We start from the raw sequence: 23426 nt of genomic DNA, 5'->3' as shown, positions 1-23426 counted from the left end.
AAAAATTTAGAGTTTTTGGTATGTATGGTTTCGGGTTTCAGGTTTTTGTTATTTGGAATTTGAAACTAGGCATTTGGAACTTGAACTTGAGCCCAAGCTTGAACCAGAACCATTTCAAATCCATGTTTCCCATTTCTTTCTCAAACTTTTGACTATTTTTGGAGGATTTTGAAAACATACATACGAATGAAAAAACTATCCTTATTGGTCTTGGGCCTAGCCTTTGCCTGTAATTCTTCACAAAAAACCGTTTTAGAGGCACCACAACCCAAGCCAATGGCAAATCCGGTACCCTATGCGGAAACAATTACCCAAGAAGACTTAAAAGAACATTTGTATACCTATGCTTCCGATGAGTTCGAAGGAAGGGAAACCGGTACTCCCGGTCAAAAAAAAGCAGTTGAATACATAAAAACACATTACGAATCTTTGGCTGTGCCCCCTGCCCAATCCAATGGTGATTATTTTCAGAAAGTTCCTTTGGAAGTATCCAAAGTTCCGGAGGGAAGTTTACGTATAAACGATACATCTTTTGAGCTTGGGGAGGACATTTTAACTTTTTCCGAAGCCAAAGGAACCTATAACAATATTGTTTACGTGGGATACGGTATTGAGGATGGTGATTATTCCGATTATGAAGAAATTGATGTTCAAGGAAAATATGTGCTCATAAAAGCGGGCGAACCTGTTAATGAAAATGGTGTTTACACAATTTCAGGAAATATGGAGAAATCGATTTGGAGCAATGCATCTGAAGCGGTAGGTAAAAAACGGGACATTGCCCATGAAAAGGGAGCGTTAGGAGTTCTCTATTATGATATGCTGAGTTTCCCTAGGTTTCAGGGCTATTTTCAATTTATGAAAAACAACAATAGCGGTAGGATGCAATTGGCATCAGATGCGGGTGATGAAGTTCTGATTTATCTGAATGATGACGCTGCAAAAACGCTAAAGAGTGATATTGAAGAGGATAATGTCCCGAAATCCATTAATACAAACATTACAATGGATATTTCAAGTGGCAATGATGCGATAAACTCCGAAAATGTTGTTGCCTTTATTAAAGGCTCCGAAAAACCTGATGAGTATGTGGTTATTTCTTCGCATTTGGACCATATTGGGATTACCGCCGATGGACAAATTAACAATGGTGCCGATGATGATGGTTCGGGAACCGTTGCATTGCTGGAGATTGCACAAGCATTCAAAAAAGCCGCTGATGAAGGCAATGGCCCTAAACGTTCCTTGGTTTTCTTGCATGTTACTGGAGAGGAGAAAGGACTTTTGGGTTCCAGATACTATACGGATGTTGAGCCTGTCTTTCCTTTAGAAAACACCGTCGCCAACCTTAATATTGACATGATCGGTAGAATAGATCCAAAATATACGGGAGCGAGAAACTATTTGTATCTCATTGGTTCTGACAAATTGAGCACAGAACTCCATAATCTATCGGAAGAAGTGAACAAAAAATACACGAATATTGAGTTTGATTATACCTACAACGACGAAAACGACCCAAACAGGTTCTATTACCGGAGCGATCATTACAACTTTGCAAAGAACAACATTCCGATTATATTCTATTTTAACGGCACGCATGCGGACTATCATCGCCCAACTGATACCCCTGACAAGATAGATTATGATCTTTTGGAAAACCGTACTCGGCTTATTTTCCATACCGCTTGGGAAATAGCGAACAGACCAAATCGATTGGTGGTTGATAAAGTTTCGGATTAATAACTTGCGGTTACATCATATTAAAAGCCCTCCATGTTGAGGGCTTTTTTATTGAGTCAAAAACAAAAAATCCCAAACCAAGACTGGTTTGGGATTCTTTTCAAGTTTTTGGGTGGAAGACCGGGTTCGAACCGGCGACCTCTGGAACCACAATCCAGCGCTCTAACCAGCTGAGCTACAACCACCATTTAAAACGGATGCAAAAATACTTTTTTGTAATGATTCAACCAAAAGATTTTTCAATTTCCCTTAATTTATTATGCCTGTCTTCACTTCTTTCTTTTTCTGTAACATTACATCTGCCCGTAACTTACATTAAACCAAATCTGTACAATTTACCGACTAAATACACGTTTTTAAGACCAAACACACTTTTTTGGGCATTTCACAACATTTAATTCTTAAAAAGGTGCTCTGAACTTATTTTTGCATTAAATATTTTCACCTAGGCATTGTCAGAAAATAACCTCATATCCACTCGTAAAAGCTCACTAGCAAAATTAGTGCTTTGTGCCTTCACATTTTGTTTGTCCATACCTATTTTGGCACAGTCTAGCAAAAGAGATAGTCTAGCCTTTAAATTACAACGATTGGAATCTACCAATAGATTCAACCCAAAAGATACTTCCCATATTAACCTTTTGTCCCGCTTGGCCTTTTCTTACAGATATTTGGATACTGACAGTTTGTACTCCATTGGCGAAAGGGTTTTAAAATACAGTAAGGACATTGACTATGCCTATGGTGAAATAAAAGGTTTGGATGCTCTTGGCAATTACTATTATAGTAAAGGTAATCGAGAAAAATCAATGCCACTCTTTAAGGAAGCATTGGAATTGGCGCAGGAAATTGAAAATATAGAGTGCGAAGTATCCCTAATAAACACGCTTGCACAAAACTATAGCTTTGAAGGAAATTATGCCGAAGCACTAAACTGGAATCTTAAGGGAATTGACCTAGCAAAGGAAGCGGGCAATCAACAAATGCTATCTATTCTCAATGAAAACATTGCTGGGCTGTATGCGGATCAAAAAGATTTTAAAAACGCCCTAATGTTCTACGATACTGTCCAAAAAATAAATAGAAGACTGGGCAATGAGGTAATTGATGCTGAAACGTATAGCAACATGGCATCGCTCTATAAAGATGCCAAGGATTACAAAAGTGCAATGTTCAACATTAACAGGAGCATAAACACTTTTGAAAAAAATAAAATATACGATTGGTTGGCTTATGCCTATCAGGTAAAAGGAGATATTTACCTAAATCAAAAAAAGTATAAATGGGCCCTGTACTGGTTCGACCAAAGCAACATGCTGTTTAAACATCAAATTGAGGATGACAGAATAAAAATTGAATTAATGAATGGTATGGCCAAAGTGTATTTTGGATTGGAAAAAGATAGCCTTTCATTAAAATATGCCGAGGAAGGCCTGACTTTATCAAAAAAAATCAAATCACTCCAAGGACAAATTGATTGTTCGGAAACTTTGTACAAAGTACAAAAGAAAAACGGTAACAACCCCGAGGCTTTGGCCTATTTAGAGACTTTTAAAACCTTATCCGATTCCTTGTTCATGGACAAGAATAAACAGAGCTTATCACTTTTAGAGACCAAGCTTCATTACGAACAGGAAAAACAGGAACTGATCGAGGCCAATGAAGCGGCCCTTGCCAAGCAGCGTAACTATATCTATTTTTCGATAATCATTCTTTTCATCCTAAGTATAATACTGTTTGTAATCAGGAGAAGTGAGAATATCCAGAAAAAACTGAACAAAAAACTTAAGGATAAATCAGAAGCTGTGATCCAAAGGGAAGCCCAACTCCACGAAATCAACAAAACAAACACAAAGCTGTTCTCCATTATTGGTCACGATCTTAGAGGTCCCATTGGTGGGTTGCAGGGAATACTTAAAATGTTTACCGATGGTGATATTTCCACAAAGGAACTTATTTCCTTTATTCCCAAACTAAAAACGGATGTGGAAAATATATCCTTTACCCTAAACAACCTTTTATCTTGGGGGTTGAACCAACTCAATGGTGTAGTCACCAAGCCTAAACGGGTATCTTTGTCATACCTTGTGGGCAATAACATCCGATTGTTATCTGAGATTGCAAAAAGTAAATCTATTAAAATTATAAACCAACTACCGGAAAACCCCCGTATTTGGGCCGATAACAATCAAATTGATATTGTTATCCGAAACCTGCTGAGCAATGCAATAAAGTTTACACCAGAGAACGGGCTTATCACCATTGAAGCACAGGAAAAGTCAGATATGTGGCAAGTATCCGTCCGAGATACTGGCATTGGTATGACCGCAGAAATGCAGCGTTCCATTTTCAAGGATTCTTCCAATATTACAACCTACGGTACCAATAACGAAAAAGGTACGGGTCTTGGCCTTTCGCTATGTAAGGAAATGGTGCACAAAAATAATGGTGAAATTTGGGTGGAAAGTATTCCGCGTAAGGGCACAACCTTTTATTTTACTGTACCCAAAGCACAGAGTAGGTATCAAAAAGCTTCTTGATCAGATTAAATCTTCCAAGCTATCCACGCCAATATAGCGTTCCACGGTAAAGCCTTCCGCATATTCCACACCAATAATTCTTCCTAAATCCCTTGCTCTATAATTTACACTATCGGTAAAATTTTTACTGCTGATAGGTGTTTCCGGTTCTTCACTGTCTGGATCGTAGAATTGGGAGCTGTATGCCATGATTGCCTCGGTTTTCTTATCGATAAACCCGGATACATCCACTACAAAATCGGGCTCCAAATTTTTCCATTGAATAAAATGATAGACCAATTTAGGTCTCCAGGCATCCTGCCATTCATCACCTCCGTCCATTTTGGTGTCAATTTTCCTCAACCCGCTTAAAAAACAAGCGTCGCTTACTAACTTGCTACCTCTTCCATGATCAATATGGCGGTCATCAATGGCATTGCACAAAACAATTTCTGGCCTATATTTTCTAATGATTTTGATAAGTTCTAACTGATGTTCTTTATCATTTGTAAAGAAACCATCGGCAAACTCCATGTTTTCCCGAACAGCAACGCCCAATATTTCTGCGGCTTTAGCTGATTCTTTGTCCCTGATTTCGGCTGAGCCACGGGTTCCGAGTTCGCCACGGGTCAAATCAACTATTCCCACTTTTTTTCCTTTGGAAACCTCTTTTGCAATAGTGGCTCCTGCTCCAAGTTCGGCATCATCAGGGTGTGCACCGAAAACTAAAATGTCTAACTTCATATTGTTTTATGCGGTAACGGTCATGGATTTTACTTTGGCGATCGCCTGTTCAATATCCGCTATTAAATCTTCTATCTCCTCAATGCCGAGAGAGAAACGAATCAATGAGTCCTTTATCCCCTGTTTTGCCCTGTCCTCCGGGCTCATAAGGGCATGAGATGTTTGGGTGGGCGAAAGCACGGTACTTTCAATTCCCGCCAAACTCATGGAGGGTTTTATCAGTTTTAGTTCCTTAAAAAATAAGGATACATCTATTTCCGGGGTCAATTCAAACGATAACATTCCACCAAATCCATTCATCTGCGATTTTGCCAATTGGTGACCTGGATGGTCTTCCAAGCCTGGGTAATACACATTATCCACATCTTTACTTTGCTTTAGATAGGTAGCCATTTTCATTGCATTCTCGTTTTGGGCCTTTACACGAATGGCCATGGTTTTGATGCTTCGTTCCAACAACCAGACCGTGTAATCGCTCAAACTTCCACCAAAGCAAATCCCTGTTTGGAACACCTTACCCATATTCTCTTGCGAAGCGGCAACCACACCTGCACAAATATCGGAATGTCCTCCCATATATTTTGTGGCACTGTGCACCACCACATCCACTCCAAAATCAATCGGATTTTGATTAACGGGGCTTGCAAAGGTATTATCGATCATGGACAGGATTCCTTTCTTTTTGGCCAAATTTGCGACTCCTTTTACATCGGTAATCGTCAATAAAGGATTGGAAGGGGTTTCCAAATACAGCACCTTGGTGTTCGATTTGATTTCTTTTTCGAAATCTTCAACTTCCCACCCTGTGGTAAAGGAATATTCAATGCCAAATCTCTCAAATTGGCTTACGGCAAAATGATAGGTTCCTCCGTAAATGGTCTGCTGCAGCACCACATGGTCGCCAGCTTGCAGAAAAGTCATCAATGCCGTGCTAATGGCGGCCATACCACTGCCAAAAATCAAAGCGGCCTCGGCATGTTCCAGGGCAGCCAGTTTTTTGCACAGTGCTTCTTGATTGGGGGTGTTAAAGTATCTTGGGTATCTTTTAACCGCTACGTCTTCAAATTGGTAAGAGGTGCTCATGTACAATGGCGAAACAGCTCCTTTGAATTCTTTATCCTCCAATTCCCCTACGTGGGTGCAGATGGTATTCAATCCTTTTTTATTGCTTTTCATGTTGGCCGATTTTTAGGATAAAGATACGAAACCCATCATACTTGGACTTTCTTCCACTTTCCTTTTTTAAACCATACCATGGCCAAAACAGCCAACAATACTTCTGCCAAAGTGATAGCCACAAAAACACCCGTTGCTCCCCAGCCCAAAACTAAGGCGGATATATAGGCCAATGGCAATTGGAACAACCAGAACGATATCAAATTGATCTTGGTCGGGGTTCGGGTATCCCCTGCCCCATTAAAAGCTTGGGTCACCACCATACCGTAAGCATAAAAAATATAGCCAATGGAGATTACTTGAAGACAAAGTGCCCCACTTTTTACCACCGCTGGGGTGATGTTGAACCAAGAAATAATAGAATTCGCAAAAATGAGGTATCCCAATGAAACGGTTCCCATAAACCAGGCATTGTATTTTCCTGTTTTCCATACAGATTGTTCTGCCCTATCTGGTTGTTTGGCTCCCAGATTTTGTCCAACCAAAGTTGCAGCTGCATTGCTCATGCCCCAAGATGGCATTAAGGTAAACATCATCACCCTTATGGCTATGGTGTAACCTGCCAAAACTTCACTTCCGAATTCGGACATGATACGCATAAGGAAAATCCAACTGGAGGTTCCAATCAAGAATTGAGCGATTCCCCCCAAAGAAACCTTGATCAAATTGATCATAACTTTTAAATTCAAGACTAAATCTTTGGCCACCAATTTGATTTTACCCCATCCAAAGAACAATATTCCTAACTGAAAAATTACGGCGGTTCCCCTACCAATGTTGGTAGCAACAGCTGCTCCCTTAACCCCCATTTCCGGAATAGGACCAAAACCAAAGATGAACATGGGGTCCAAAATAATATTGAGTCCGTTGGAAAGAACCAAGGCCCACATGGCAATAGATGCATTACCTGCGCCTCGGAAAATAGCGTTAATCAAGAACAAGAGCACTACAGTAATGTTACCTCCGATCAAGAATTGGGTGTAGCCGTAGCCCTCTGCAATCAAATCGGGCTCAGCACCCATTAGAGCCAAAATGTCCTTGGCGTAGAAGATTCCAATAATTCCAATTACTACGGAAATTACTACCCCTAAACTAATGGCTTGTACTGCGGCAATTCTGGCACCGTCCACATCCTTTTCGCCAATTCTACGGGCAACGACGGCCGTGGCGGCCATACTAAGGCCAATGGCCAAGGCATACACCAAAGTGATTACGGATTCTGTGAGCCCAATAGTGGCCACGGCATTAACGCTTACTTTGGATACGTAAGCAATGTCCACCAAAGCAAAAATGGACTCCATGAGCATTTCCAAAATCATGGGGATGGAAAGCATAAATATGGCCTTGCGGATGCTGCCTGAGGTGAATTCAGTTTCTTTACCAGAAATAGCTATCCAAAAATAATGGATGAACTTTTTAAATGAATTTGTATGTTGATGATTCATTATCAAAGAATTATGTGTGTAAAAGGTATTGAAATGCCAGCTGTACCCAGAAGTATTTCGGTTACATAATTGGCTTTAAGCCAAAGGTGACATCTATCGTGGACATAATTCTTATAACTTCATAATGGTGCAAATATGCAAAAAAAATGAAATATTATTAATAATTTTTTATGTACTACTTCATTCCTTGTTCCTACCTTCGTAATCAAACCAACTCAAATAATTCAAAAACCATGCGTATTAAAAGTTTGATTGCCATTGGAATACTTTTTTCCATGGTACTTACATCATCCTGTAAAAAGAATCCTGAAACCGCTGAAACCGAGAAAAAAACAGGTTATCAAGGACAAGGAAAAAGCCCTGTTGTGCCCACGGTAGACAAACCCATTCAAAAGCAATGGAGAGGCGTATGGGCATTTAATGACAGTACAACTTTTTTTTCGAACCAATTTGATGGTGCCCGTTTAAATGGTGTGGCCTACGATGGCGACGACCATTACACTATTTGGGTTACTGCCGAAAACACCCCAATAAATGTGAGCCCTTGGTATGCTTTTCAAGTTTGGTCCAAAGAACCTCGCGATATTACGGTGCAGCTAAATTACCAAGATTCCAGAAGTAGATATTACCCAAAAATTAGTACCAATGGTAAAAACTTTACACCATTGGACAGTACAAATTTTAAAGCCATCGAATCAGGAGAAGGAGAATTTGGAATTAAAGCGGCCCCAGAATCCGCAGAAATTACCATAAGTGTTACTGAAAATCCGACATGGGTTACGGCACAAGAACTATACACATCATCTGTAGTAAAAGGATGGGTAGATTCCTTGAGTCAAAAAACATTTATCGAGAATTACCCCATTGGTCTTTCCAAAGAGAAAAGGACCATGCACTTGATGGAAATCAATGAAAACGAAGCAGCAAAAAAAGCCTTGATGATCATTTCCAGACAGCATCCACCTGAGGTAACAGGGTTTCTGGCCATGAAATCGTTTATTGAAACCATTTCGGGCGACTCTGAATTAGCTAAGAAGTTTAGACAAGAGCATACTATTTTTGCGGTACCCTTGATGAACCCTGACGGAGTAGACAATGGGCATTGGAGACATAATACCGGTGGTATTGATTTGAACAGAGACTGGCAAAACTTCAACCAACCCGAAACTCGAAACGTTCGAAATTTTCTTGTGGAGAAAGACAAAACGTACGATTTTGTTTTCGGGGCAGATTTCCACTCCACTTGGGATGACATCTACTACCCTATTGATACAACAGTAACAGGTGAAAAAGGGAAAATTATCTTTGATTGGATCGAGAACATCAGCGAAAGATTACCTCAAAAGCAAACCAACATAAGCGCTTCCGATGAGATTGACCCGACCATGGTTTCGAGCAAATACTTTTACGTGCACCATGGCATGCCTGCCATTGTATTTGAATTGGGCGACAATACTTCCAGACCTTTCCTAAAGGAAAAAGGGAAGGTTGCCGCAGAAGAAATCATGAAGCTTTTAATGGAGGAATAAACTATTTTTTGGCGTAATGCACCTTGTATCGCCAAAAACTGATACCTCCCAGAATAAAGACCCCGAGTACGGTATACCACACAAAGCTCGGGGTTATTACTTGATCCCCACTTGCATAACTGTGCAAGCCAACCAAATAAAAGTTTACCCCGAAATAGGTCATCATAATACTGGCAAAGGCGATAACACTTGCAAAATTGTAAACCCACTTGCTTCTTAGCCCGGGAACCAACCGCATATGAAGCACAAAAGCATATATCATAATCGAGATCAGTGCCCAAGTCTCTTTGGGATCCCATCCCCAATAACGTCCCCAACTCTCGTTGGCCCATTGGCCGCCTAAAAAGTTACCTATGGTCAACATTACCAAACCAGCGGTAAGAGCCAGTTCATTGATAACCGTAAGCTCTTTTATATTAAGGTCCATTCGCTTTTTGTTCTTTTTCGTAGTGAGAACCATGAGCAGTAATGCGACCACTCCCAAAATCATCCCGACCGTTAAAGGACCATAACTGCCCACAATAACGGCAACGTGAATCATCAACCAATAACTGTCGAGTACAGGTTGCAAATTGGCGATAGCAGGATCCACCCAACTCTGGTGGGCTATCCATAATAGCATTGAGGTTACAAAAGCACTTGCCGCAATGGTAAGTTCACTTTTTCGGCCCAAGGCCAAACCAATGCCCATGGTTGCCCACGCTACATACAGAATACTTTCATAGGCATCACTCCAAGGGGCGTGGCCAGAAATGTACCAACGCAACACCAAACCAATAGTATGCCAAATAAAGAATATGATGATGGTCCCTTTCAATAAATAGGCAAAGGCATCCAATACCTTTCTTTCCTTAAAAATTTTAGCAATCAACACAAAAAACAACAACACACCGACCAAGGCGTAGTATTTGTACAAACGGTTGAACAGATCCAGCTTGTTGTAGATTATCTCAGTCTTGATCTTATTTTCCGATGGCAAGACTTCCTCCCCGTGATTTTTTTGATTTTGTTTGAAGGCCTCCAATAATCTATCTGCCTGTGAATAATCGCCAGTGACTATGGATTTTTGCAGGGAATTCAAATAATACGGCATCGCATTTTTGATAAAATTCGCATACAACGAATCTTGCACTTGATATTGCCCAGAGCGATATTCCACAGCAGAGATCCATTTGTTGTTCTCATCGTTGAGCAGGGGAAAAATCTTTACTATTTGCCCACTTAATGCGATGTCCAATAAACTCAACCGCTCACCTACCTTTTTAAAATCCTTCTCAAAGTTTGAAGGATTGTTGGTGGAAGTAGCTTTTTCCAGATAGGGCCTTAGTTTGTATGTCCCTTTTGCATCAAAAAAATCGGTAGCTTTTACAAACTCGGTGCCTTCGGGAACCCCGATAACTTTACGAATACTGTCGTTTTCCTTTTTGCCCAAAGCAATAATGTCCGCAGTGTACCAAACCCCAGGATTCAGCATCATGGAAAGGAAAACCTGATTGGCCGAAAGATCCTTGAATTTGTCATCGCCGCTCAGTTTCCTCAACAATTCGGATGCAAAAGTGTTTATTGGCTTCATCCGTCCACCTTCATCCTGAATCACCAAAGCGCCAAACTTTTCGGCATGTTCCGTGGCCACGGTCGTAGCTTGGATTACAGAGTCAATTTGGGCTTTTGTTGGCAACAGGGAATGTTCGTCATGACCCTCCTGAGCATTTGTAGACACAAAAGCGAAGAAAAGAGCAATGGTGGTCAAAGCTGCTTTCTTTTTCTTAATTTTTTCGAGCATGGTCTGTAAATCCCTAAAACGTGTTTTTCCAAAGAACATAATACCCATCAAACCAATATACAACAGAAAATAACCTATATAAGTAATCCATGTGCCCCACCAATCGTGGTTTACGGAAAGTACCGTTCCACGTTCATCCGGGTCAAAACTGGACTGGAAAAATCGGTACCCTTGATGGTCCAGCACATGATTCATATATATATCATAATCAAAAGGACGGTCGTCGTGTACCGTAACCTTGCTCATAAACGAGGCATACCCCGCTTCGGTTCCAGGATATTTTTCCGCAATAAAATCATTCAACTCTATGGAAAAAGGAAGTTCGTAAACTTTGGAGCCATAACTCAATGAAAAATCCAACCCGCCTACATGGACCTTGTCAGAAAAATTTGATGTTCCCTTACTTCCCAACAGTTTAACCTCTTTAGTTTCTCCATTGGCAGAAATCGAAACAACCAAAGCATCCTGCGTTACCTTGGTAATCTCCTCATCGGGCACTTTAACAATTCCATACTTTCCTTTAACCAAAGGTTCGGGCACTACAAACTGCATACCGCCCATAGTGTATAGCGAACGTAATTGTAAGGGCTGAATGCTATCACTTGCTACTTTCCCTTGGAATTGGTCCGCCATGCGCATAAAATTCCCCTCGAAAGGCGATTTGATGCGGAAGCCATTCTCTTCATCGTAAAAAATATTGATGGCTCCTTCGGTTTCGTTGTTAAGGGCAAAAAGAATGTTATGGACGCTGGCTATTTTACCATTTTCCAGATAATGTTCGTGGCGTTGACCATTGCCAGCTTCTACTATTTGGAGATATTCTGCTCCATTTTCGTCTGGAATCAATCCTTTTTCGGCTCCTTTGATGAAATCCACATAACCAATGGAGAAAGGTTGTCCGTTGAAATCGGATTTCCAAGGCAAACTGGAACGTTTTCCTTCGGGTGTTACCAAAATATCATCCTCCAGAACCCTTCTTTTGGTTTCACCGTTGATGTCCCCATCAACAAAAGCGGTCAAATAGGTTTTGTCCGAATAAAATACTTTCTCCGTTGCCCCCTCGCGAATAGGCATCATTCCCTCATAACTGATATAACGCGTAACAAAAGCACCTACTATGATCAGAATCCAAGATAAATGAAGAGTAAGCACGGGCCACTTTTTCCAAGTCAATAGACGGTATCGATAAATATTTCCAAAGAAATTGATAACAAAAAAGACCATAATGGCCTCGAACCAAGTGGCATTGTAAATGTATATCCGTGCTGTTTCGGTACTGTACCAGCTCTCCACAAAAGTTCCCATAGCCATTGCCGCAGCAAAAACCAAAAAAAGAACAGCCATAAGTCTTGTGGAAAAAAGCGTTTTCTTAAGAATATCAATCATGGAAATTCGGTCTACTTTCGGCTTGCAAAAATACGGCCTTTTTAGAACTTCCTCGCTGTCAAAACGGATAAAAATCATACAGATTTGTTAATTCTTACTGCCATGTATCAACCCTAAATTTGTAGTTTTGGGCATGCTCAAGATTGTGATTTTGGGGACCGGGAACCTCGCCAAACACTTGCACACTGCTTTTACAAAAGCTAATGCTATTGATATTACCCAAGTCGTGGGTCGAAATCAAAAAGAATTAGAACAATTTTCCGGACATTCCTCTATATCCAATTCTTTTTATTCCATTGCTGATGCCGATGTCTACCTAATTGCCGTAAAAGACGATGCCATTACCGAAGTGTCTCAACATTTATTAAAGAAAAAGGGAATCGTGGCACATACCTCGGGCGCTATAAGTTTAAAGGTGATTCAACACCAGAACAAAGGGGTTTTTTATCCATTGCAGACCTTTACCAAAGGTAAAACGGTTGATTTTAGCCCTATTCCCATTTGTATTGAAGCAGAAGAAAAGGAATCACTGGAAATCTTGCATAAATTGGCGGATTCCATTTCTGAAAACGTGCACCATATTGACTCGCAACAACGAAAAAAATTGCATCTTGCGGGCGTTTTTGTGAACAACTTTACCAATTACCTTTACAGTGTTGGCGAAGCATTTTGTTTGGAAGAAGGACTATCTTTTGATTTGTTGAAACCATTGATCATGGAAACGGCCGATAAAATCCAAGCCATGTCGCCAAAAGAAGCACAAACAGGTCCAGCTCGCAGAAATGACACCAAAAGTATGGAAAGTCATCTGGAACTTTTAAGCAAAAAAGAACACATTACACTCTATAAATTATTGAGCCAAGCCATAAAACAAGCACATGAAGAAGAATTATAAAGAGCTTTTGAGCAACATTACCACCTTTGTTTTTGATGTTGATGGAGTTTTTACCGATGGAACGGTTATGATTACCACCAATGGGGAGTTGCTCCGTAAAATGAGTGTCAAGGACGGATACGCCCTTAAAACGGCCATTAAAAAAGGATACAACGTTTGTATTATAACGGGTGGCACCAACCAAGGTGTGAAAGAGCGCTTAAAAGGACTGGGGGTAACCGATTTTTATATGGGCGCACACCACAAACAAGAACCTTTGGAAGAGTATTTGGACATTCACGGTATAGACCCTCAATCGGTGGTTTATATGGGTGATGATATGCCCGATATCCCCCCAATGAAAATGGTGGCATTGGCCACTTCACCACAAAACGCGGTTCCTGAGGTAAAAGCTATTTCCGATTATGTTTCCCATAAAAATGGTGGCGAAGGCTGTGTTCGTGATATTATTGAGCAAGTTTTAAAAGTTCGTGGTGACTGGAACGATAATTTTAGCGCCGAGAATGACTAAAAATCCACTCAAAGAACAACTTAAGTACAAAAAAATTATTTTAGGCTCCGGCTCACCTAGACGAAAAATGTTCTTGGAAGAGTTGGGATTGGATTTTGAGGTACGCCCCAAATCCGTAGAGGAAGTCTATCCTGAAGAATTACAAGGGCAAGAAATATCAGAATATTTGGCACAGCTCAAAGCCACTCCCTTCAAAGAAGAATTGGAACCCGACCAAATAGTGATCACTTCGGATACGGTAGTTTGGCACAACAATACTTCCCTGGCCAAAGCTGCTAATAAAACAGAAGCTTTTAAAATGCTCCGTACCCTCTCAGGGGACTGGCACGAGGTTATAACTTCGGTCTGTTTTACCACTAAAGATTATCAAAAAACGGTTAGTGGCATTACCAGAGTAAAACTAAAGGATTTTACGGATGATGAAATCAACTACTACATTGATACCTGTCAGCCTTTTGATAAAGCAGGGGCTTATGGCATTCAGGAATGGATCGGGATGATCGGTATCACCGAAATTCAAGGTTCTTATACCAATGTGGTGGGACTTCCTACCGATTTGGTCTACCAAACCCTAATGGATATGGTTTCTTGAGTTTGGATGTGTAACTTTACTAAAATCCTCTACTCATGAAAACCTTAAAAATATTCAACAGTATAATTCTTGAATGTATGTTGACCTTGTTTTTATTGATGTCTTGTTCTGATAAAAACAAAACAACAGAGAACGGAGAAACCGTTAGCAATAAAAAATCAAAAACATTAAAAACCGAACCAAAGCAGCCCCTTACCGATAATTTTAAAAATTATTGGTATGCCGGCGATGCTGAAATCACTTCGTACCAATTGAATCAGGCGAGGTATGGTGAACTTCGGGAAGGAAATGCGGTACTAATTTATGTTACCGAACCATTTTTGCCCAAGAAACAAGTTAAGGCGGATAATAGCAGTCCTGAAAACATTTCGGTTTTAAAATTGAATGCCACCAAAAATTTTTTGACAGGAATTTATCCCTACTCCATTATGAGCAGCACATTTTATCCGGTTTACGATAATCAGCATGCAGTGAAGACCAGTTTGTCCGTTCAGGAATGGTGCGGACATGTGTATGCCCAGATCAACAATCGTGAAAAATTTAAATTTACCTCACATTCATATTTTGAAGGTGAGGCCGACCAAGAATTTTCTATGGAAAAATCATTTTTGGAAAATGAAATCTGGACCAAAATCCGAATCAATCCCGAAAACCTCCCACAAGGTGAAATTTCAATGATACCTTCTTTGGAGTTTCTCCGTTTGAGGCATAAGGAGATGAAAGCATATACTGCCAATGCAACCATTTCATCTAAAGATGGAATAACAACTTATACCATTTCCTATCCAAAATTGGAACGAAAATTGATAATAAAGTTCATGGCTGACTTTCCATTTTCCATTGAAAGTTGGACGGAAGAATTCAAGAGTGGATTTGGATCGGATGCGAAAATGTTGACCACTTCTGCTTCCAAGATTAAAACCCTAAAAACCGCTTATTGGAGTCAAAATGAAAACAAAAATCTAATATTAAGGGATAGTTTAGGTTTATAACATCAACCAATGCCTATGTTAAAACTCTTCTAAATAATCCAATATCTAAATGTATACTGGCTATATTTGAATCAACCGCTAAACAACCAACTATGAAGCATTTTTGGGTATTCCTTTCCCTTACCATACTACTTTTCACTAATTCTTTTGCCCAAAAACCGGATAAGCTTACTTCGGCAGAGTTATTCCACGACATACAAAAATTGAATTTTTTAGGGACGGCCCTTTACGTAGCGGCCCACCCCGATGATGAAAATACAAGCCTGATTTCCTATCTCGACAACCACGAAAAAGCGAGAACGGTCTATTTGTCGATGACAAGAGGGGACGGTGGGCAAAACCTGATCGGTTCTGAACTAGCCGAGCTTTTAGGGGTATTGCGAACACAAGAACTTTTAGCTGCAAGACATATAGATGGCGGTGAACAACGCTTTACACGTGCAATTGACTTTGGATTTTCCAAACACCCAAAGGAAACCTTAAAAATATGGGACAAGGATAAAGTTTTGGCCGATGTGGTTTGGGCCATTCGAAACATAAAGCCCGATGTGATCATCAACAGATTTGATCATAGAACCCCTGGCTCCACACACGGTCATCATACGTCCTCGGCTGTTTTGAGCATGGAGGCCTTTGATTTGGCAAATAATCCAGATGTTTATTCCGAGCAATTGCAATGGACAACCCCCTGGCAACCCAAACGTATATTTTACAATACTTCGTGGTGGCAGTATGGTAGCCAAGAGGCATTTGAAAAAGTTGACAAATCCGGTATGGTTCGGCTTGATGTGGGCACCTATTACCCAGAGATCGGACTCTCCAACAACGAAATTGCCGCTATGGCACGTAGCCAACACCTTTGTCAAGGATTTGGTAGGCTGACGGATAGAGGCGTTGACAACGAGTATATTGAACTGCTCAAAGGCGATATGCCCAAAAACAATGATGTGTTTGAAGGCATCAACACCACTTGGTCGCGTGTAAAAGGAGGCGAAGCTGTTGGAGACATCTTATATAAAGTTGAAAATAATTTCGATTTCCAAAATCCATCCAAACATATACCTGAACTTGTAAAAGCTTATCAGCTATTACAAAAAGTTGAAGATGAACACTGGAGAACATTAAAATCGGAAGAATTAAAAAACATCATTCTAGCTTCGGCTGGATTATATTTGGAAGCCAGTTCTGCAAGTGCTTCTGCAACTCCTGGCAGTAAGGTAACCATCAACATAGAAACTATAAACAGATCTTCTTCAAATATCACTTTAAAAGAAATTAAGATTGTTGGTACCGATGCACATCTAACCACAAACAAAATTTTGGAAAACAACCAAAAAGAAAATTTTGAAATTAGCTTCACCGTTCCCGAAAACACTTCCTATACCAGCCCATATTGGCTAAACGAACCTGGAACTTTGGGAACCTATACCGTGAACGACCAAAGTTTGATTGGTAAACCCGAAACCCCAAGTGCATTTAAGGCAATTTTTTCTTTGGTTATTGATGGAGTGGATATTCCGTTTGAAAAATCCGTGGTGCACCGCTACTCCAGACCCGACAGGGGAGAATTGTACGAACCCTTCGCCATTTTGCCCGAAGTCACATCCAAAATTGATGAAAAGGTGCTCATTTTTGCCAGTGCAAACACTAAGGAAGTGCAGGTAAAAGTAAGAGCAGGTAAAAATGAAGTATCCGGAACGGTTGAGCTAGATCATCCAGCCGGGTGGACTGTTTCACCACAAAACATTCCTTTTTCCATTGCGCAAAAAGGCGAGGAAATTTCGGTAACATTCAACGTTACCCCTCCTAATACCGAAAGCGAAGGAAAAATTGGGCCAAAAATCAAAATGGGCAACAAAATCTACGACAAAGAACTGGTAGAAATCGATTACGACCATATTCCAAAGCAATCCGTATTACTCCCTTCGGAAGCTAAAGTGGTTCGCATGGATATAAAAAAGTCTGGGGAGCATATCGCTTACATTATGGGTGCTGGAGATATGGTGCCCGAAAATTTGGAACAAATCGGTTACCAAGTCCATATTGTTGACCCTAATGATATTCAAAATGGGGATTTGGATAAATACGATGCTGTTGTTGTGGGCATTCGAGCCTACAATGTGGTGGAGTCCTTAAAATTTAAGCAACCCGTACTGTTCGATTATGTAAAAAATGGTGGCACCATGATTGTACAGTACAATACGGCCGGAAGATGGGCCAGACAGTTTGAAAACATTGCCCCATACGATGTAACGCTTTCCAGAGACAGGGTTACTGACGAAAATGCAGAGGTAAAAATATTGGCCCCCAACCATTCTTTGATAAATTTCCCGAATGTCATCACAAAAAAAGATTTTGATGGGTGGGTACAAGAACGTGGATTGTATTTTCCAAGTGAATGGAGTTCTGAGTTTACACCGATTCTCTCAATGAAAGATGAAGATGAAACCGAAAAACAAGGAAGCCTTATTGTAGCACCTTATGGAGAAGGTCACTATATTTACACAGGTTTAAGCTTTTTCAGGGAATTGCCTGTAGGGGTTTCGGGGGCATATAAGCTCTTTGCAAATATGCTTTCTATAGGAAAAAATGAAGTAAAAAGAGACAGTAATGTCAAAGGATAATATGGATACCAAATTTGAATGGAAAAAGGAATACAGCATTGTTATCCTTTTAAATGCCATATATATATTGGTTTTTTACCTCATAATGATTTTAAACAATTAGACCCCTGAATGGCATTACTCGACTGGATTATTCTTGGTAGCACCCTACTCTTCATCGTGGCATACGGTGTTTGGAAAACACGCGGGAACAATAATGTGGACGATTATGTCCGTGGTGGTGACAACGTAAAATGGTGGACTATCGGATTGTCCGTAATGGCCACCCAAGCGAGTGCCATAACCTTTTTATCTACCCCGGGGCAAGCTTTCCACGACGGCATGGGCTTTGTTCAATTCTATTTTGGATTGCCCTTGGCCATGATCGTGATTTGCCTTGTGTTTATACCCATTTACAAAAAATTAAAGGTGTTTACCGCCTATGAAATGCTCGAAGGGCGTTTTGATCTTAAAACAAGAACCCTTACTGCTCTTTTGTTCTTGGTACAACGTGGGTTGGCTGCAGGGATTACCATATTTGCCCCTTCCATAATCCTATCCGCCGTATTGGGATGGGATTTAAGGACATTGAATGTGATCATCGGAATCCTTGTGATTATTTACACCGTGTCGGGAGGCACCAAAGCGGTTAGTATGACCCAGAAACAGCAGATGTTCATCATTATGTTGGGGATGTTTTTTGCTTTCTTCTTTATCATGGGAGCACTCCCTACGGATATATCTTTCGATAAGGCCTTAAAAATAGCCGGGGCGAACAATAAACTCGAAATTTTGGATTTCTCTTTAGATACCAATAACCGATATACGTTTTGGAGCGGTATCACGGGAGGCTTCTTTTTGGCCTTGGCCTATTTTGGCACTGATCAAAGTCAAGTGCAACGTTATTTATCGGGCAAATCGGTTCGTGAAAGTCAGTTGGCATTGATTTTTAACGGGATTTTTAAAATACCGATGCAGTTTTTTATCCTATTGGTGGGTACCATGGTGTTTGTATTTTATCAATATAACTCATCTCCCTTAAACTTTAACCCTGCGGCTACCGAAGCTGTAATGCAATCGGAATATGCCAACGATTACCAATCGCTAACAAAGGACCATAAAGAACTGGAAAAGGAAAAAAGAATGGCGCAACATTCCTTTTCCGCAGCGCTCGAACTTAAAGAGTACAATGCCATTGAGCAGGCAAAACAGGATATCATAAAAATCAATGAACGGGAAAATACAAACAGGGAAACTGCAAAAAAATTAATTTCCAAAGCAGATGGCACTGTGGAAACCAACGACAAGGATTATGTGTTTATCCATTTTATCCTAAACAATTTGCCCATGGGGCTAATCGGTCTCCTTTTGGCCGTAATTCTCTCCGCGGCCATGTCTTCCACTGCTTCTGAATTAAATGCGCTTGGCACCATTACAGCTTTGGATTTATATAAAAGAAATGTAAAAAAAGAACATACCCAAGAACACTATTTAAAAGCGACCAAGGCCTTTACCCTACTTTGGGGAATCATTGCAATAATAATAGCCAATGTGGCCAATCTTTTTGATAATTTGATTCAATTGGTCAATATTATTGGTTCTATTTTCTACGGAAATGTGCTTGGTATCTTTCTACTGGCGTTCTTCTTCAAATTTGTAAAAGGAAATGCCGTTTTTGTAGCAGCAATCGTAACCCAGATTATTGTGATTGTAGGTTACAACTTAGACTGGATGTCCTACTTATGGTTGAATGCCTTTGGATGTGTTTTGGTAATTGTACTGGCCACTATTACTCAGGTGTTCGATAACTTTTTAGGGAACTCCTCTGCCGTAGAGGAATAAAAAAACCCACTTAAAAAGTGGGCTTTTCAATTTTATTTATTGCTATGTGGCAACTACATTTTTGCCCACTCTTTCAAAGAGTCCTTGTTCAATTTCACATAATCTTGGTTGCCTGCGGCTTGGGCAGCGGCCAATGACCTTTTGGCTGCTTCAATAGCTGCATCTTTATCGCCCAATTTTGCATAGATCAAAGACTGTGTGCGCATCATCCAATAAGCTTTTCCGTCACCCATTTCAACAGCTTTGTCCACCCATTCCTTAGCTTGTTCCATGTTCATGCCCTCAGAAAAATAATAAGAACCCGCTGCAAAATAGTCATTGGCTTTTAAATCCTCTTTGTTCGCCATGGTCTCTTCAATACTTTTGATGGCTTTTTTGGCTGTAGGGACTATAAAATCAACACCAACATAAGTGTTCTCCCACATAATGCCAAGGGTCCCTCCATTGTTATGAAGGTCATCTATGGTAATGGTAAAAGATTCAATTGGCATCGGTATTTCCATTGTTTCCACTTTTACCGTTGCCGCAACTTTGGATGCATCCCACTCTTGTGGTATACCCCAATTATCGGTATCAGTATAAAAGAAAACATCCCAAACGGCCTCATTGGGTCTTGTATAAATAGCGTAGGTACCTGCTTTTAGCGGCTTATCCTGTACGGTAACATCGTCACTAAAAGTAATGGTAGTGTTTTCATTGGCTCCTGTTCTCCAAATAGCATCAAAAGGAACCAAGTCTCCGAATATTTTTCTTCCCTTCATTGCAGGGCGCGAATATTTTACGGTAACATCGGTCAATCCCACCTTTTGCTCCAATGTTGAAGCTGGGCTGGGCGCTGGCGTCTGTATTTGTGCTTCCAAAGAAAAACACATGGACACCGCAAATAATAAGAGTGCAAATTTTTTCATAGTTGTTATTTATATTAATAGTTCAGCATAACAAAGCTAAATATAAAGCCTCCCTCAAACGTTAAGGAAACCTTAAAATAATAGCGTTAAAATCAATCAAATATACACATTTGTTTAATCTTTTTAATTTTTAATTAAACATTATCGTCTTATCTTTGTACAAAATGATTTTAATGCAGCTGTATCAACTAAAGTCCAAACAACTACTCCCCATAACTATAAAAGAAGCTTGGGATTTCCTTTCCAATCCAAAAAATCTGGCCCTAATCACTCCGAAACACATGGGTTTCCATATTTTGGCGGGTGCCGATAGACCCATGTTCCAAGGTCAAATAATACAATACATCGTAAAACCATTTCCCTTGGTTTCCACGAAATGGGTCACAGAAATAACCCATGTTCGGGAAGGTAAATATTTTGTTGATGAACAACGCTTTGGCCCATACGCTCTATGGCACCATAAGCATTTTTTAAAAGAAGTACCCGAAGGGGTCGAGATGGAAGATGTTATCGACTACAAATTACCCTTTGGGTTTTTAGGTCAACTAACCCATCCTATTCTAGTGAAAAAACAATTGCACAAGATTTTTGAGTTTCGGGAAAAAAAGCTAGCCGAGCTATTTGGTACAGTAGATGGGAAAGAAAACTTTTTAAGCATTAGAAAAATATAACATGAAAAAGAACATATTATTGATTGGCGGCTCCTACGGCATTGGGTTGGAAATGGCCAAAAAACTATCTACTGATCACAATGTATATGTAGCCAGCCGAAGTAGCGAACAACTTTCAAATTTGGATGTAACCCATATCCCTTTTGATGTTTTAACCGAGGACATCTCCGAAAAAGCAATTCCGGAAAAATTGGATAGCTTTGTATATTGTCCGGGTAGCATCAACCTGAAGCCATTTAAGACCATGAGTGTTGATACCATCCAAACGGACATGGAAATCAACTTTATCGGTTTGGTAAAAACGGTCAAATCCATCATAAACAGCATGAACGAAGGTTCGAGCATGGTATTTTTCAGCACGGTGGCTGTTGGAACGGGAATGCCTTTCCATACGAGCGTTTCTGCTGCAAAAGGAGCTATCGAGGGCTTCGCACGTGCGCTGGCGGCGGAATATGCCCCAAAAGTAAGGGTCAACGTGATTGCGCCATCCTTGGTGGACACCCCGTTGTCCGAAAGGTTGTTGAGCAACGATAAGAAAAAAGAAATGATGTCCGAAAGGCATCCCATGAAAAGAGTGGGCGTTCCAAAAGATATCGCAAACATGGCACTGTTTTTACTTGATTCCAATAACTCATGGATTACTGGACAGGTAATAGGCGTTGATGGAGGAATGTCAAGTTTAAATGTGAGTTAATGAAAGACAAAGTCATGCTTTTTTGGTTCAGGCGCGATTTAAGATTGGATGACAACGTTGGCTTTTATCAAGCACTTCAAAATAATGCTCCAGTATTACCGCTATTTATTTTTGATACCGAAATACTGGAAAATCTGCCCAAAACCGATGCGAGGGTAACTTTTATCCACGAACAGATTCAAAAAATAAACCATCAGCTAAGTGCCAGTTATGGCAGTGGCATTGTACAATTTCATGGTGCCCCAAAAGCTGTCTTCAAAAAATTGATGAAGGACTACGACATTGAAGCTGTATACGCTAATCACGATTACGAACCCTATGCCAAAAAACGTGACGCCCAAATAAAAGTGCTCCTAAACGAAAACGGTATCCCCTTCAACACTTTTAAAGACCAAGTTATTTTTGAAAAAGAAGAGGTTGTCAAGGACGATGGAGACCCATACGTGGTGTACACCCCGTACATGCGAAAATGGAAAGAAAACCTTGATCCATCCGTCCATTTGGTGGAATGCGATACCCTGAGTGACCTTAGCAAAAACCTGTATCGGACCAAGTCTTTACCACAACTTTCTTTGGAAGATATGGGTTTCGAAGAATCTTCCATTAAAGTTCCGGATTTCACGGTTTCTTCTGAGCTGATCCAAAAATACAAGGACACACGGGACTATCCTGCCAAAGAAAAAGGCACATCCCGATTGGGACCACATTTGCGTTTTGGCACCGTTTCAATCCGTAGGATGATTAAAAAAGCCATTGGTGAAAAGAACGAAACCTTTTGGAACGAGCTTATCTGGCGAGAATTCTTTATGCAGATTCTCTGGCATTTTCCGCATACCGTAAACGCATCTTTTCGACCTAAATACGATAGAATTGAATGGCGCAACAATCAAGATGAATTCGAAAAATGGAAAGCAGGAGAAACAGGTTACCCCTTAGTAGATGCAGGAATGCGCGAATTGAACGAGACGGGCTATATGCACAATAGGGTTCGTATGTTGGTGGCCAGTTTTTTATGCAAACACTTATTGATCGATTGGCGTTGGGGCGAAGCCTATTTTGCCGAAAAGTTGTTGGATTATGAGTTGGCCAGTAATGTGGGGAACTGGCAATGGGCGGCAGGTAGCGGTGTAGATGCGGCGCCATACTTCAGGATATTCAATCCTACCACCCAAATCAAGAAATTCGACAAAGACAAAAAATACATCAACATATGGGTGCCCGATTTACAAGAGTTAAGTTATCCAGAACCCATGGTCGATCATAAAATGGCTCGCGAACGATGCTTAAAAACTTACAAAGAAGCGGTAAGTTGATGCTTTTTCGTTAATTTTAGTTCCTGTTGATGCTGTTTTGCTTTATCCAAAAACAGAAAAAATCAATATCATTTAACTAA

Annotated in this window: 17 protein-coding genes and 1 tRNA gene; 12 read left to right on the top strand and 6 right to left on the bottom strand. The window is 40.4% G+C overall.

Going from position 1 to position 23426, the window contains the following annotated elements:
* The first annotated feature begins 186 nt into the window (after positions 1-186).
* Positions 187-1743, top strand: a complete 1557-nt coding sequence (locus tag AC13CC_RS05775; RefSeq protein WP_326277373.1) for a M28 family peptidase — start codon at positions 187-189, stop codon at positions 1741-1743.
* 110 nt (positions 1744-1853) lie between these two features.
* Here the strand turns inward: AC13CC_RS05775 and AC13CC_RS05770 are convergent.
* A tRNA-His gene (locus AC13CC_RS05770) sits at positions 1854-1929 on the bottom strand.
* Positions 1930-2333: 404 nt separating this feature from the next.
* On the opposite strand from AC13CC_RS05770, the gene AC13CC_RS05765 reads away from it, so the two are divergent.
* Positions 2334-4283 (top strand): tetratricopeptide repeat-containing sensor histidine kinase, encoded by a 1950-nt coding sequence (locus AC13CC_RS05765; RefSeq protein ID WP_326277374.1) that lies wholly within the window; start codon positions 2334-2336, stop codon positions 4281-4283.
* Here AC13CC_RS05765 and bshB1 read toward each other — a convergent pair whose 3' ends face one another.
* From bshB1 to AC13CC_RS05750, 3 genes are read right to left on the bottom strand one after another with little or no spacing between them, the layout of a single operon-like run.
* Positions 4284-5006, bottom strand: a complete 723-nt coding sequence (bshB1, locus tag AC13CC_RS05760) for a bacillithiol biosynthesis deacetylase BshB1 (protein WP_293162775.1) — start codon at positions 5004-5006, stop codon at positions 4284-4286. It abuts the gene before it with no gap.
* A 6-nt stretch (positions 5007-5012) separates the two neighbouring features.
* Complete coding sequence (locus tag AC13CC_RS05755; protein ID WP_482876481.1) at positions 5013-6182, bottom strand: trans-sulfuration enzyme family protein; 1170 nt, start codon at positions 6180-6182, stop codon at positions 5013-5015.
* 35 nt (positions 6183-6217) lie between these two features.
* Positions 6218-7627, bottom strand: coding sequence for an MATE family efflux transporter (locus AC13CC_RS05750; RefSeq protein WP_326277376.1), 1410 nt, complete (start codon positions 7625-7627; stop codon positions 6218-6220).
* A 233-nt stretch (positions 7628-7860) separates the two neighbouring features.
* Between AC13CC_RS05750 and AC13CC_RS05745 the strand changes: the two genes are divergently transcribed.
* Positions 7861-9156: a M14 family metallopeptidase gene (locus tag AC13CC_RS05745; RefSeq protein WP_326277377.1), complete on the top strand. Its 1296-nt coding sequence runs from the start codon at positions 7861-7863 to the stop codon at positions 9154-9156.
* Position 9157: 1 nt separating this feature from the next.
* On the opposite strand, the gene AC13CC_RS05740 is transcribed toward AC13CC_RS05745, so the two are convergent.
* Entirely contained in the window at positions 9158-12325 is a 3168-nt protein-coding gene (locus AC13CC_RS05740) for a cytochrome c biogenesis protein (protein ID WP_326277389.1), read from the bottom strand.
* Positions 12326-12458: 133 nt separating this feature from the next.
* Here AC13CC_RS05740 and AC13CC_RS05735 point away from each other — a divergent pair, with 133 nt between their 5' ends.
* The 6 genes from AC13CC_RS05735 (at position 12459) to AC13CC_RS05710 (ending at position 19760) form a co-directional block, all read left to right on the top strand.
* Positions 12459-13220, top strand: a complete 762-nt coding sequence (locus AC13CC_RS05735) for a Rossmann-like and DUF2520 domain-containing protein (protein WP_326277378.1) — start codon at positions 12459-12461, stop codon at positions 13218-13220.
* The gene (locus tag AC13CC_RS05730; protein WP_326277379.1) at positions 13204-13731 is read left to right on the top strand and encodes a KdsC family phosphatase; all 528 of its coding nucleotides are present in this window, start codon (positions 13204-13206) and stop codon (positions 13729-13731) included. Before AC13CC_RS05735 ends, AC13CC_RS05730 begins: the two co-directional genes overlap by 17 nt.
* Entirely contained in the window at positions 13724-14323 is a 600-nt protein-coding gene (locus tag AC13CC_RS05725) for a Maf family nucleotide pyrophosphatase (protein ID WP_326277380.1), read from the top strand. The genes AC13CC_RS05730 and AC13CC_RS05725 overlap by 8 nt, the downstream gene beginning before the upstream one ends.
* A gap of 35 nt (positions 14324-14358) precedes the next feature.
* Entirely contained in the window at positions 14359-15315 is a 957-nt protein-coding gene (locus tag AC13CC_RS05720; RefSeq protein ID WP_326277381.1) for a septum formation inhibitor Maf, read from the top strand.
* 92 nt (positions 15316-15407) lie between these two features.
* Positions 15408-17939: a PIG-L family deacetylase gene (locus AC13CC_RS05715; RefSeq protein ID WP_326277382.1), complete on the top strand. Its 2532-nt coding sequence runs from the start codon at positions 15408-15410 to the stop codon at positions 17937-17939.
* Between the two features lie 111 nt (positions 17940-18050).
* Entirely contained in the window at positions 18051-19760 is a 1710-nt protein-coding gene (locus tag AC13CC_RS05710; protein ID WP_326277383.1) for a sodium:solute symporter family protein, read from the top strand.
* A 53-nt stretch (positions 19761-19813) separates the two neighbouring features.
* Here the strand turns inward: AC13CC_RS05710 and AC13CC_RS05705 are convergent, their stop codons facing one another.
* Positions 19814-20668 carry a DUF2911 domain-containing protein gene (locus AC13CC_RS05705; RefSeq protein ID WP_326279992.1) on the bottom strand — a complete coding sequence of 285 codons (855 nt, stop codon included), beginning with the start codon at positions 20666-20668 and terminating at the stop codon, positions 19814-19816.
* A gap of 173 nt (positions 20669-20841) precedes the next feature.
* Here AC13CC_RS05705 and AC13CC_RS05700 point away from each other — a divergent pair, with 173 nt between their 5' ends.
* The 3 genes from AC13CC_RS05700 to AC13CC_RS05690 are packed head-to-tail and all read left to right on the top strand — an operon-like array spanning position 20842 to position 23346.
* On the top strand, positions 20842-21339 hold the full coding sequence (locus AC13CC_RS05700; RefSeq protein WP_326279990.1) for an SRPBCC family protein: 498 nt from the start codon (positions 20842-20844) through the stop codon (positions 21337-21339).
* A gap of 1 nt (position 21340) precedes the next feature.
* Positions 21341-22033 carry an SDR family NAD(P)-dependent oxidoreductase gene (locus AC13CC_RS05695; RefSeq protein ID WP_326279988.1) on the top strand — a complete coding sequence of 231 codons (693 nt, stop codon included), beginning with the start codon at positions 21341-21343 and terminating at the stop codon, positions 22031-22033.
* Positions 22033-23346 (top strand): cryptochrome/photolyase family protein, encoded by a 1314-nt coding sequence (locus AC13CC_RS05690; protein WP_326279986.1) that lies wholly within the window; start codon positions 22033-22035, stop codon positions 23344-23346. The genes AC13CC_RS05695 and AC13CC_RS05690 overlap by 1 nt, the downstream gene beginning before the upstream one ends.
* The last annotated feature ends 80 nt before the right edge of the window (positions 23347-23426 follow it).

The organism is Flagellimonas sp. L-11 (genome assembly GCF_056857735.1).
The sequence above is the reverse complement of the archived record's forward strand: the minus strand, read 5'-3'. Positions and strand labels throughout refer to the sequence as shown.